This window comes from Paenibacillus sp. FSL K6-0108 (assembly GCF_045040695.1).
GTDB classification, from domain to species: Bacteria; Bacillota; Bacilli; order Paenibacillales; family Paenibacillaceae; genus Paenibacillus; species Paenibacillus pabuli_B.
The window spans coordinates 3,938,577-3,952,320 of the sequence record NZ_CP150288.1 but is presented as its reverse complement, the minus strand read 5'-3'; the positions used below and the strand labels follow the sequence as shown (position 1 = coordinate 3,952,320).

The window sequence follows — 13,744 nt, the reverse complement described above, 5'->3', positions numbered from 1 at the left end:
TATTACCACTCTTAAAGCCAGAGAGCCATTGTAATCAATGGTACTCTGGTTGTTCTTCATTCATTTTAGATAATTACTTACATTGTTCTTAAAATCTCGTGGTGTCATGCCGTAAATCGCCTGGAACACCCGATTAAATGTACGCTGGCTATCGAATCCTGCATTCATCCACACCGTTGTCAGAGACGCATCAGTTGTACGAATTAACATGGAAGCATACTCTACCCGAAGCATCGATAGATAGTTTCGCAGATTCATCTTGAATCGCTTGGAGAAGATACGAGAGATATAATATTTACTTACGTTAAACTCGGAAGCAAGAGTGTCTAAGGTGATGGGCTCGGTGAAATGTGTTGCTAAGTATTCCATCAGCTTCTTGGATAAATCCTGTACGGGTAGTTGCTGTACTTGTTCAAATTCAATTTCGCGTATTAGATGCGCGATGATGATGTGAGTCCAACCAAGCTTAATGGCATAATCATCATCCCGCTTCACTTTCTCAAAAGCGACAGCAACATCTTCATGAATATATGGTTTAGTGATAATGGGATTCTTGGGATGGAAGCGAGTCAGATCAGGAAACAGACCGCCTAAGAGCTTGGGATGGACAATAATTAACACCTCGCTCGTAGAGGAATGCCCAGTTGTTTCGTAATGGTGAACCATATCAGGGAATATCATTGCTGCATCACCTTCGTACAAATCATACGTTTGATCATTCACTTCAATTCGTTGAGACCCTGAAATGATATATAGAATTTCAAGATACCCATGCATATGTGGAGGGAAAGAAATCTCCTTCAAATTCCGGATAACCGATAATTCATCCTTACGAATCTCATAAAAAGGTAACATCCTTCTTAACCTCCAGTGCAATTTTTGGCTAGTTTTAAATTCTTTATGTCTATATTCTTGTTAGATGCCATGATAAACTTCTAGTGTGACGAGTTATACAAAGGCGCAGATTTTTTATAATCGGTAAAATGCAAGCGATTACATATTTGGTGTGAGGGATTTTATGAGAAATGGAATCAGATCTGATTGACTATCTCAAACAGATGGAGGAGCCGGACATGCGAAAGAGTAAAACATTTACGAATATCTTTGTCTCGATCCTACTCCTTAGCATTGGACTCGTTGTAGGTTTTGGGAGTTATATCTATGTCTCAACTACAAAATCTGTAATAGAGCGCGTAAGCGAAGGTCACCAAAGCTTAATTCTGCAGGTGAGAAATACACTGGAACAAAAAATTCAAACCATTGAATATGCATTTGCCACGTACAGCACGACGCCATCGTTTCGTAAGGTCATTAACAGTCCATTAAGCGGGCAAGATTATGAAGCTTACCGGGAACTCAATTCTCAGTTAGGGTATATTGCGACGATGGGGCTTGATGGCGTGCAGTATTCGCTTGTGAGTCTGAAGCAGAATTGGAGCCTGTCTAACGGATCGTTAACACGAATTACAGATGAAGAGAAGCAACAGATGCAAGCCTTATTTGCTGACCCTGAAGGCAATAACCTCTATTGGACCAAAACAAAGGAAGGTCTTCGTTTGCTGCATGCTTTGCCGATGTATTCTAAGGACAAAGAAGCAATTGCCATGTCGGACATCTCTTTGCGAACTCTGAATCAATCCCTACAGACACAATCAGATGCTCCGATCTACATTTTGAACAAACAGGGTGAATTGCTCTATGCAGCTTTAACCGAACAAAGCCCTATATCTGCTGAGCAAATGAGCTTCATCAGCAAACAAATGGTTAATGAGCCTCCTTCGGGACAGATTACAATTCCTGATGTATCGGGTGATTCAATCCTGGGTTTATATGCTCGTTCAACGTATAATGGCTGGACTTATATTACATTTCCGAATCAAAAAGAAGTCAGCCAGGCTCTATCATCAACCCGTTTGGGTTTAATTGTAATGGGTGCCGTCATTATGGCTCTGATGATCATTCTTGCATACATCATAGCCTTACGTCTCGCTAAGCCGGTTCTTCAAATTCAGCATAGTCTTGGCGGACGTGCTGAGAGAACGGTCAGGGACGAGGTCGGTTGGATCATTCAGTCGATCCATTCTATTGTTTCAGAGAAACAACATCTCGAACAGCTTATCCATCTTGAAAAGCCTAAACTTGAAACACAATTTGTTCTAAATGTACTACAGAATAGGTTAACCAGGGAAGAGATCCATAGCTATCTCGAACGATTCGCGTATACGAAGATGCACAACGAGAAATATGCGACCATGTTGATTCAGATTGACCGTCCCGGGAAAGGCTCGCTGGCTGACAAAGATACACTGCTGTTGGCCGTTAATCAGTTAGTGCAGGAGATCATCCCCCTGTCCCAACGGATGTTACCCGTCGTGTTGAATGAACGGACTCAAGCAACGATATTATCCTTTGCTTCCAGTTCTTCCGACAAGCGAGAAGTGATGATGCAATATGCCAAAAGGGTTATCCAATTGTCACGCGAGTATTGGTCCGCTTCAGTCAGTGTGGGCTTTAGTGGGCTTTATGAAGACCTAATGAATACACGAGAAGCCTGTGATATGAGTCTTGAAGCATTGTACCAGCGCCTTAAACTAGGTAAAGAGTCGGTTATTTTCTATGAGGATATCTTACGTGTTGGCAGCGGGCCAACCTTACTTCACTACCCTACAGAGCTGGAGAGCCGGTTGTTCGATGCCATACGTCTTGGTGACAAAGAAGAGGTGACACGTACGTTATACCCGCTGTTAGCGGATATGATGAAGCATAGCCTTAATCCAATGAATCTGGAGATTACATTGATTCGATTCGTGAACAATTTGATTCAGTTGGAGCAGCTCATTGGTACGGACGTGTTGCTTACACAGAGTAACGGCACGTTGTATCATCGACTGCTGCACACGCTGAATCCGGAAGAAGTTGAGCACATTCTTGTTCACGAGGTCATCTATCCTATGGTAGATAGTATGCAGGAGAGAGCCAGCCAACAGTTTCGCACACTTGCAGATCGTATGGCGTCTATTGTACGTACGGAATACGATCAGGACTTGTCGCTGGAATCCATAAGTGAACGATTGCATTATACGCCGAACTATCTAAGTAGCATTTTCCGTAAAGAATACAATATGACCTTTAGCGAGTACTTAATGAATATCCGATTGGATGTAGCAAGAAAATGGTTGGTGGACACGAACATGCCCATTAAAGATATAGCCGAACGACTGGGATATCAGAATTCCCAGAACTTTATACGTACTTTTCGAAAAAAAGAGAATCTCACCCCTGGTGCATATCGAAGGTTGCGGATGGATAGCTGAGCATCCCCGTATATGTTAGCAGTATCCGATAATCCGTAAGCATCTACGAAATTTAACTCCATTCTATGTAAGCGTAAATCCCCTCAGGTATAACCCGAGGGGATTGTTATTTTCACTCTGTATCTACGCTTAACCTTTCACTGATCCAAGTAAGGCGCCTTTGGTAAAGTGCTTCTGCACGAAAGGATACGCGAGCAGCATCGGTACAGTAGCTACAACGATGACACTCATCTTAATGGTCTGAGATGGGGGAACGATGTCTACTACCGAGCTGTTACCATCCATGCCGCTGGAGACAATTACAATCTGGCGGAGCAATACTTGGAGAGGCCACATCGTGGACTCGTTGAGATATAGGATCGCATTCATATACGTGTTCCAATAGGATACGCCATAGAACAGGGATAAGGTTGCGATGGAAGGTAAAGCCAGTGGAATCATAATTTGCAGCAAAATGCGAAAGTCATTGGCACCATCTATTTTGGCAGATTCCTCTAGACTATCCGGTAAAGCCTGGAAGAAATTGCGCATGATGATCAGATTGAATGCATTGATCGCAGTTGGGATAATCATGGACCAGTACGAGTCGATTAATCCAACCGCTTTCACAACGAGGAAGGTAGGAATCATCCCCCCGCTGAACAACATCGAGAAGACGACCAAGAAATTGATAAAATTTCGCCCCAAGAGATATCTTCTGGATAACCCATAGGCCATAAGTGCTGTCAGCGTCATACTGACAACGGTTCCTGCCAGCGTGATGAAGATGGATACGCCGAGTCCTTTGAAGATGGTAGGTGTGGAGAAGATGTAACGATAAGCATCAAGCGAGAAGGATGTCGGAAACAGAATAAACTTCTTCTGCACAATCTCCTGCGTGGAAGCGAAGGAACTGGCAACGACGTTTACGAAGGGTAATAGGCAGGCCAGAGAGAAAAGAAGCAAGAACGTATAATTCATTACATTGAATATGACGCCACCGAGTTGTTCCTTTTTAACATTGTGTTTGGACATTTTGATATGTTCCTCCTTGTTAAGTAGTGGTGCTCCCTTACCATAACAAGCGAAGAATATTACGTACATAATCCTGACCTACTGACTTGAAATGGAACGTTGTAGTGATGCAAAAGCATTGAAATTCCATGATAATCCATAGTACCAATAATAATCATGAACTACGATCTACACCTGTTCATCTGGCCACAATCCGCGCTGGACGGGGAATCCTTCAACTACAATAGCTAATGATTATGTACGGAATCGCTTACATCTCATATGCTTAGGAAGCATTCAACTACACAATCCCAAACAAGGAGGTCAGCAAGCAGTGAGAGAATCTGAGCCCTCAGTCGTTTCGTTGCAACACAAAGCATATGGGAAGACAGGATTAGGTCATTATTTGAGAAACGCTGCATCCAACAAGCTTCTTTATTTAATGATTCTTCCCGGCTTTATATACTTTGTGATCTTCAAGTATTTTCCGATGGGCGGACTTATTATTTCCTTTCAGGATTATCAGCCGTATCTAGGAATTAAGGATAGTCCATGGGTGGGCTTCAAACATTTTGTCCGTCTGTTTACGGAACCAACCTTCGCCATGCTACTTAGTAATACATTGATCTTGTTCGCGCTTGAATTAGTGATCTTCTTCCCAATTCCGATCATCCTTGCGCTCATGATGAATGAAGTACGACACAGATTATTCCGAAATTCCATCCAGACGATCGTGTATATCCCACATTTCATGTCATGGGTGATTATCGTCTCCATTACGTACGTGTTTCTTAGTGTGGATGGGGGCGTCGTTAATGAAATCATCGCTGCATTTGGTGGTAGCAAGATTAGTTTCTTAACCTCACCTGAATGGCTTCGTCCGATGTACATTTTGCAGATTATATGGAAGGAAGCTGGTTGGTCAACCATCATCTACCTCGCAGCCATTACCGTTGTAGATACCCAGCTCTATGAAGCTGCCGAGATGGACGGCGCGTCTAGATTGCGCAAAATGTGGCACGTAACTTTGCCCGCAATTCGTCCGGTCATTATTACATTGTTGATTCTCAAAATCGGAAACACGCTAGAACTTGGCTTTGAACATATGTACTTGTTATTGAATTCGCTTAATCGGGAGGTCGGTGAGATATTTGATACGTATATCTTCACGGCAGGTTTGAAGAATGGACAATTGAGCTTTAGTACAACGGTTGGATTGTTCAAAGGTCTGGTAGGTTTGGTGCTGGTTATGTTCGCTAATCGTCTCGCCAAAAAATTAGGAGAAGACGGCGTTTACTAGCAGCTATCCCAAATGACAACCATGATGTACTGGTAAAATCTAATCGTTGTTATGCTTCAATAGTTCGTATGGTGTGGGAGCAACTCGGATTGACCATAAATTGGTGAAAAGGGGATTGAACGATGAGATATAGAACTTCCAAATTGTTAGCGCTTACGTTAAGCGGAGCCTTACTGTTATCTGCCTGCGCGGGAGGAAGTGGGGATTCAGGAACCAATGCTGATGGAAAAACAACGATTAGTTGGTTGAATATCATGCATACCGCTTCACCACCTACAGACACTGTGCTTAACAAAATCGAAGAGATAACGGATGTGGACATACAGTTTTCCTGGATTCCGGATGCTTCCAAAGAAGAACGGCTTAATACTTCCCTTGCTTCCGGTTCACTGGCTGATATCGTATCCTTAACCATTTTGGAGAATTCATCGGTCCGCAATGCGCTCAAAGCAGGTGTCTTCTGGGAGGTTGGGCCGTATCTCGATGAATTCCCGAACCTGAAAGGCATATCTCAGGATATGCGCAATTCGGCATCCATTGAAGGGAAATTATACGGTATACCCATGCAAAAGCAGGTAGCCCGCAATGGTGTTATTTTACGTAAAGACTGGCTCGACAAGGTTGGTTTGCCTGTGCCCAAAACAACGGCAGAACTCATGGAAGTGGCAAAGGCATTTACAGAACAAGATCCTGATGACAATGGTGTGAAAGACACGACCGGATTCATAGATCGCAGCGATTTGGTATTTGGTGCATTTAAGACCCTGGGATCTTACTTTGGTACACCAAGCGGTTGGGCAATTAGTGAGGATGGCAAAGTGACACCTGAGTTTGAGTCCGAAGGTTACATTCAGGCGATGGAGTATATGAAAGAGCTGTACACCAATGGATACATTAATCAGGATTTTGCCGTAACAGCCAAGAAGGATCAGCAGGAAGGCTTCGCACAGGGCAAGGCAGGGATCTATGTGGGTGCTCTATTTGATAGCAAGGGGCTATTCAATCTTGCCCAAGGTGTTCAAGATGATATGGAGCTTGTCATGGTCAATGATATTACGTCCACAGGCAATGAAAGTGATCGAGCTATCTGGTCCACATCCAATGGTGTAGGTGGGTTGCTTGCTTTTCCTAAATCGGAGGTCAAGGACGAAGCTGAATTGAAACGTATTCTGAAGTTTATGGATGATCTGATGAGTGAAGAGGTATTTACCTTGATGACGTATGGTATCAAAGATGTACACTATAGCCTCGACGAGAACAATGGAGCCACAATTATTGATACCAAGTTATGGGAGCAAGAGGTACAGCCATTTTCTTCTTCGCGTCCTAACGAGAACGGATATGCCATTGTGGATGCTGACCCACTCCGTATTGAATCCACACGCCTGATTGAGGAAAATACAACCTTTGCCGTGCTGAACCCCGTGTATTCCCTGGAATCACCAACGTTCTCAGAACAAGGCTCGGAACTGCAGAAGATCATTACGGACGCCACTTACAAGTATATTCTCGGCAAGACGGATCGTGCCGGGTTCCAAAATGCAATTGATACCTGGAGAAAATCAGGTGGAGACAAAATTATTACCGAATATGAGGCCGCGCACCAAGCCGTATTAAACAATAAATAAACAGCAAATACGTACGGAGGAGGAATTCTAAAGATGCTTGAAACGAAATCTGCTAAGGATCTATGGGCAGCCAAAACGGCTGCATCCATCATGGAGCGAACCCCTAAACTGTATGAAGAGAACGGGCATCACGGCAAGTGGTCTTATGATTATGGGGTAGTGCTAAAAGGATTTGAACGTTTATGGCAAGCGACTGGTGATGAGCAATATGCTCAATACATTCAGTCTAACATGGATTATTTTATTCAAGATGACGGATCGATTGGGGGATACCGGATGGAAGAACATAATATCGATCATTTGAATAACGGTAAGCTGATGTTCGGCCTTTATGACAGGACAGGGAAAATAAAATATAAGCTTGCGGCAGGGCTGTTACGTCAACAACTTGTGACTCACCCGCGCACGTCAGAGGGAGCTTTCTGGCACAAGCAAGTATATCCTTACCAGATCTGGTTGGACGGTCTTTATATGGGAGCACCGTTCTATCTGGAGTACTTGCGTCGTTGGGAACCGGAAGAGGAGTTATTCAATGATGTAACCAAACAATTCATATTGTGTGCCAAACATACTCGAGACGATGGTACAGGACTACTCTATCATGCTTGGGACGAAAAACGTGTTCAGCCTTGGAGCCATTCGGTAACCGGGCAATCACCTAACTTTTGGGGCAGATCGATCGGTTGGTTTGTCATGGCTCTAGTGGATGTCCTGGAGTTATTACCAAGCCATCATCCCGATTATCGCAAGTTGGTTGATATTTTCACAGATACGATGACTGCGCTGCGCACTTATCAGGATACAGCTAGCGGGGTATGGTATCAGGTGGTGAATGAGGATGGTCGCAAAGGAAATTACCTGGAAGCTTCAGCATCCAGCATGATTGTCTACGCCATGGCCAAAGGGATTCGCCTAGGATGGTTACCACGGGAATGGGAGCTGATATTGAATCATGCTTATGCAGGATTAATCTCTGAATTCGTAATGGAAACCAATCAGGGTTGGGTGAATCTCTACAAAAACTGCCAGGTTGCAGGGCTCGGTGGAGATGCAAGGCGTGACGGAAGTTACGCGTATTATATAAGTGAACCGATTATAACGAATGATCAAAAAGGAATGGGTGCCTTCTTGCTCGCATGTACCGAATACGAGTACCTGCTGCATGCCAAAGTTTAAAAGACCTATGACGAGACCCGTTGGATCGGAAACCTAGAACGTGATCGCAGTAAGAATACGGATAGGTTTCATATTACAACGGGTTTTCGCATCCTTTTACTGATAACGCTTACATTATGTTGAGGAGGTGATGCCATATCACAGAAAGGTTTATTGCATGAGCATCTGGCTCTTAGTGAGGTAACAATCTGCACAAATACATGTAAACCAGAGGAGGAAGATTCGTTGAAAAGAATGGTATCATTCGTATTGGTCGTTGCGATGTTATTCAGTTTGCTACCAGGTATGGTTGCTGCAGAAGATGAAGCTACTTCATTATTGCCCGCATTTCCCGGTGCTGAAGGCGGCGGTAAGTACGTGACAGGTGGTAGGGGAGGGTCAGTGTATGAAGTAACCACCCTCGCCGATTCCGGCCCTGGATCTCTTCGAGATGCTGTTAGTCAGAGCGATACCACCGTAGTATTCAGAGTGGGAGGAACGATTCATCTGGAATCCCCTCTAGCGATTACCGGATCTAATATCACGATTGCTGGTCAGACAGCTCCAGGAGAAGGGATCACTGTATCCGATTATTGGACTACATTCCAAGCGGATAACATTATCGTCAGGCATATGCGCTTCCGTCTCGGGGATAAGCACCCAAGTGAGGATGACGTATTTGGCGGCCGATACCACAAAAACATTATGATCGATCACTCCTCGTTTACCTGGTCTGTTGATGAAGTACTGAGTATGTACGCCAACGAGAATACAACTGTGCAGTGGTCTGTCATCGCTGAGAGCATGCTGATGACCACGCATCAAAAGGGTCGACATGGATATGCAGGCATCTGGGGCGGGAACAACACCTCGTTCCATCACAATATCATTGCTCATAACGTGAGCCGCAACCCGAGATTTGCAGGAGCGCCTGGTTTTAATACCGAGTCTTACAACAATATTATCTATAATTGGGGGTTCTTCTCTGCTTATGGCGGTGAGGAAGGCAACTATAATCTCATGAATAACTACTATAAATACGGACCAAATACGTATCGTAATGCGCGGGACCAAATTTTCCTCGATGTTGGCCCCGATACACGTATACATGTGAGTGGCAATGTCGTGGATAGTTATCCCGATGTCACAGCGGACAACTGGTTAGGTGTGGGAGAACTTGCGAATCCAGATTCCAAACTACTCTCTCCTGTGCAGATGGCTAATCCCGTATCCATGGACGATGCAGAAACAGCCTATGAGCAAGTTCTTGCAAAAGCAGGTGCAAGTCTGCCTAGACGGGATGCCATCGATGCTCGAATTGTAAATGATGTGAAAAACCGCACCGGACAACATATTAATTCACAAAAGGAAGTTGGCGGTTACCTTGAGTTCGAGGAGACGGTTTCAGCTCTGGTTGACTCGGATCATGACGGTATGCCTGACGAATGGGAGATCAGTATGGGACTCGATCCGAATGATCCTGCTGACCGTAACGAGATACATGAATCAGGTTATACCTATCTGGAGGCATACCTGAACAGCATTGCTGGCAATGGATCTATGAATCCTACGGTTGCAATTCAGTCACCTGCCAACCATACCGTTCAGACTGAAGGGTCTTCCGTTGAGATCACGGCTTCTGCGTCAGATATAGACGGCAGGATTGCCAAAGTGGAATTTTATCAAAATGATGTGAAACTGGGGGAAGATGATACAGCGCCTTACACATTTACATGGGAAGATGTGCAGGATGGCACGCATTATCTCACTGCCCGAGCGATTGATGACTCAGGGACTTCAACGCAGTCCAACAATGTCACAATTCACGTTAACAAGCAGAACAGTATTGCACCGTGGTCATCCACTGATATTGGAGAGCCGGGCATTACGGGTCATACACAATTGGGAGCTGGCAATACTGACGTTACCGTAAAATCATCTGGAGATATCAGTGGAGAGACGGATCATTTCCACTATGCTTACCAAACCTTAGAAGGAAATGGTGAAATTGTAGCTAGAGTTGATCAGGTGACAGCTACCGACGATGGAGCCGAAGCAGGTGTCATGATTCGTAAAAGCCTGGATGCGTCATCTCCGTTTATTGCCGCCATGGTCACTTATGTGAAGGGTGGACAACAAGCGGTTAGCCTCGTTCGTAATGGTGCAGACAACGAAGTTGTACATCAGGAAAAGGGCAGCATGGTCACACTACCGTATTGGGTAAAGCTTGTACGACTTGGGGATCAAGTGACTTCACTCGTATCCAAGGACGGTAACGATTGGTTTGTTATCGATTCACAATTATTCCCGGCTGACGAAACGGTCTACATCGGATTGGCAGCCGATGCTTCCAAACCGGATGATGAAGTTGATAAGCTCAATACATCTGTTTTCTCCAATGCATCTGTTCAGGAGTTGCCTGCTGATTTCCCGACAGCACCTACTGACCTTATAGCTGAGCCAGACCTCAAGTCGATTCAGTTACATTGGGATGAAGTGCAAAGTGCGGACTCTTATTCGATATATAGAGCAGAGATTCCGGGTGGTCCATACACGTTGCAGCAAGAGGGGATTACGACCACCACCTACACAGATCCCAATCTCACTGTAGGAAAAGCTCATTATTATGCTGTAAAGGCTACGAATGATCATGGCACAAGCTTCTATTCCAATGAGGCTAGTGCAGCAGCGAAAGGAGAGCTGGAAACTATCTATTATTTGGAAGATGATTTTGAAGATATCGAGATCAATACGACACCAGCAAGTTACACCGTACTACCTGATCCACAGACGAATGACCTTAAAGTCGTTGTTACCCCGATTCCCACAGGAACGACAGGGAACTCTTCTACGAAGGCGCTCATGCTGTACGACAATGAGGCTGGGATTGCCCAATTCGTAAGGTCCTTTCCACCACAACAGGGTAGCTTTGTGTTTGAGGCAGATATTATGTCTCAAGGCTGGCCAGGCACATCAACCGTTCTGCAATTGCAAAATGGAACGGGCAGTCGCACCGCACTCTCCATCGAGCTACGCAAACCTTCTGCTCCGGTAGCAGAGGATCAATATACGCTAATTTACAAAAAAGACGGCAAAGATCACAAATTAATGGATGCACCGGTCAATAACCAATGGTACAACTTCAAGATCGTTGGTAATGTGGCCTCGCAAAAAGCGGATATATACGTTGATGACGTCCGCGTCGCAGATGATGTCCCGTTCCAGGCCGATGTGGCTACCGATGGTATTGGACGAATGTTTGCTAGAACACCAGGTACTGGTAAAGGCACGTTGTTTTATGACAATGTAAAACTTTATGTTGAACCGGTTAGTTCTCCGAAAGGGCTTCGTACCGAGCCAGGCAATGGTATGGTGAGATTACACTGGGAGGAAGCGGATGGGGCTTCTACTTACAATGTAAAGCGTAGTATCCAGTCCGAGAACGAATATGAATTGATTGCTTCTGAAGTAACTGAGACAACCTACATTGACGAAGAGGTCACCAATGGAACGACCTACACTTATGTCGTGACTGCAATAGGTTCCTTGGGCGAGAGCGGTAATTCCAATACGTCTTCAGTGACACCCTCGGAGGATGCTGTACGACCAGAAATGCCTGAGAATCTGATGGCTGTTGCGAGAAACGCACAAGCAGATTTAACATGGGGAACAGTCGAAGCAGCTAACTACTACACTGTAAAACGCAGTTTGCAGGCTGAAGGCCCGTATACAACTGTGTCGTCTCGTACAGCTGTTCCTACGTTTCGGGATGGGGGACTGGATAATGGAACGACCTACTATTACGTTGTATCTGCTACTGGCATTGGAGGAGAGGGGGCAGATTCTTCCCCAGTTGCTATAACACCAACCATGGCTCTATCTACTCCCCAAGTCACAGTAGAGTCTCTTCCCGAATCCGTTTCTATTACATGGGAAGCTATAGAAGGAGCTTCGACTTATGTGATCAAGCGTGCAACGTCCGTGACTGGAACTTACGATGTTATTGCTGATCAAGAATCAGGAACTTCCTACCTGGATACAGGACTCGTAAACGGTAAGCCATATTATTACAAAGTGACCGCACTGGCTCAAGGTACCCGAAGCCTTGACTCCGCAGCCGCTGGCACACGGCCAGCAGTAGATGATGGTAGACCTCAAGCTCCATCAGAGATTCGTGCTGAGCCAGGTGAAAGTACAATCACTCTTGCTTGGCAAGAATCCGAGGGAGCTAAGGATTATGCAGTGAAACGAAGTGAATCACCCCAAGGGCCATTCGTTACTGTAGCTTCCAATGTAAATGATACTTCATTCTCTGATACACAGTTAATCAATGGCACTGCCTATTATTATGTCATTACGGCATTGAATGAAGTTGGCGAGAGTATGTCGTCCGCTCCAATATCTGAAATTCCTGCACCAGTTCTAACCGTGTCATCTGATGGAAGTGCACAATATGAACAGGTTCAGGCAGCTATACATGCTGTTCCGGACAATAGCACGCTTCCTACCATCATACGAATCAAGGACGGAATTTACCGTGAGAAGCTGGACGTACCGTCCAGCAAAAAACATCTGCGAATCATTGGAGAGAGCCGGGAGGGCACTGTGCTGATCTATGGTGATTCTGCCAGCACATTGGATTCATCCGGCAATGCACTCGGTACCTCAGGCAGCTATAGCTTCCGGGTGCAGACAAACGATTTTACGGCTGAGCATCTGACGATACAAAATGATGCTGGTGACAATGCTGGTCAAGCGGTTGCTCTGCTCGCTCGTGGTGATCGTCTGGTATTCCGGGACGTTAGCTTAAAGGGGTGGCAGGACACACTTTATGTGAACGATGGAAGGCAATATTATGTGGATAGTTATATTGAGGGTGATGTCGACTTTATCTTTGGCAATGCCACTACATTGTTTGAAAATAGCGTCATTCACAGCTTAAGCAGTGGTTACGTTACTGCAGCATCGACTGCGGAGGGGAAGCCTGGATATGTATTTTTGAATAGCCGTATTACTGGCGATTCTAGTCTTGCTGGAACTATACCTCTTGGTAGACCATGGAGACCTTATGCCAATGTAGTTTATATCAACAGCTATATGGGTAATCACATTAGTTCATCCGGATGGAATAACTGGAGTAACCTGGATAATGAACGTACGGCACGTTTTGGCGAATTTGCCAGTTACGGGCCAGGAGCGAATCCCAAAGCACGTTTTAACTGGACGACTCAGTTGACGGCGGAAGAAGCAGAGAAATATCTGCCTGCCCAGCTCTTTGCCGGAGCGGATGAGTGGAATCCAGCCGCAGAACTTTCACTCGTGCAAGAGAGCGTTGATTGATAATCCATAACATT

At 45.0% G+C, this 13,744-nt stretch carries 7 protein-coding genes; 5 read left to right on the top strand and 2 right to left on the bottom strand.

Annotated features, from left to right (window positions below):
- Nucleotides 1–60: 60 nt before the first annotated feature.
- Nucleotides 61–855: an AraC family transcriptional regulator gene (locus tag MHB49_RS17800; RefSeq protein WP_405152377.1), complete on the bottom strand. Its 795-nt coding sequence runs from the start codon at nt 853–855 to the stop codon at nt 61–63.
- A gap of 218 nt (nt 856–1,073) precedes the next feature.
- Between MHB49_RS17800 and MHB49_RS17795 the strand changes: the two genes are divergently transcribed.
- Complete coding sequence (locus MHB49_RS17795) at nt 1,074–3,314, top strand: AraC family transcriptional regulator (protein WP_405152376.1); 2,241 nt, start codon at nt 1,074–1,076, stop codon at nt 3,312–3,314.
- Between the two features lie 129 nt (nt 3,315–3,443).
- On the opposite strand, the gene MHB49_RS17790 is transcribed toward MHB49_RS17795, so the two are convergent.
- A complete protein-coding gene (locus MHB49_RS17790; RefSeq protein WP_275446193.1) occupies nt 3,444–4,328 on the bottom strand; it encodes a carbohydrate ABC transporter permease in 885 nt (294 codons plus the stop codon).
- 421 nt (nt 4,329–4,749) lie between these two features.
- Here MHB49_RS17790 and MHB49_RS17785 point away from each other — a divergent pair, with 421 nt between their 5' ends.
- The 4 genes from MHB49_RS17785 (at nt 4,750) to MHB49_RS17770 (ending at nt 13,730) form a co-directional block, all read left to right on the top strand.
- The gene (locus MHB49_RS17785; protein WP_247903179.1) at nt 4,750–5,607 is read left to right on the top strand and encodes a sugar ABC transporter permease; all 858 of its coding nucleotides are present in this window, start codon (nt 4,750–4,752) and stop codon (nt 5,605–5,607) included.
- 122 nt (nt 5,608–5,729) lie between these two features.
- Nucleotides 5,730–7,235, top strand: coding sequence for an extracellular solute-binding protein (locus tag MHB49_RS17780; RefSeq protein WP_405152375.1), 1,506 nt, complete (start codon nt 5,730–5,732; stop codon nt 7,233–7,235).
- Between the two features lie 33 nt (nt 7,236–7,268).
- Nucleotides 7,269–8,411 (top strand): glycoside hydrolase family 105 protein, encoded by a 1,143-nt coding sequence (locus tag MHB49_RS17775; RefSeq protein WP_405152374.1) that lies wholly within the window; start codon nt 7,269–7,271, stop codon nt 8,409–8,411.
- 234 nt (nt 8,412–8,645) lie between these two features.
- Entirely contained in the window at nt 8,646–13,730 is a 5,085-nt protein-coding gene (locus tag MHB49_RS17770; RefSeq protein WP_405157164.1) for a pectinesterase family protein, read from the top strand.
- Nucleotides 13,731–13,744: the final 14 nt, after the last annotated feature.

Excerpts from the sequence above, each read along its gene's own strand:
- MHB49_RS17800 (WP_405152377.1), bottom strand. The coding sequence starts at position 855 with ATGTTACCTTTTTATGAGATTCGTAAGGATGAATTATCGGTTATCCGG.
- MHB49_RS17795 (WP_405152376.1), top strand. The coding sequence starts at position 1,074 with ATGCGAAAGAGTAAAACATTTACGAATATCTTTGTCTCGATCCTACTC.
- MHB49_RS17790 (WP_275446193.1), bottom strand. The coding sequence starts at position 4,328 with ATGTCCAAACACAATGTTAAAAAGGAACAACTCGGTGGCGTCATATTC.
- MHB49_RS17785 (WP_247903179.1), top strand. The coding sequence starts at position 4,750 with ATGATTCTTCCCGGCTTTATATACTTTGTGATCTTCAAGTATTTTCCG.
- MHB49_RS17780 (WP_405152375.1), top strand. The coding sequence starts at position 5,730 with ATGAGATATAGAACTTCCAAATTGTTAGCGCTTACGTTAAGCGGAGCC.
- MHB49_RS17775 (WP_405152374.1), top strand. The coding sequence starts at position 7,269 with ATGCTTGAAACGAAATCTGCTAAGGATCTATGGGCAGCCAAAACGGCT.
- MHB49_RS17770 (WP_405157164.1), top strand. The coding sequence starts at position 8,646 with ATGGTATCATTCGTATTGGTCGTTGCGATGTTATTCAGTTTGCTACCA.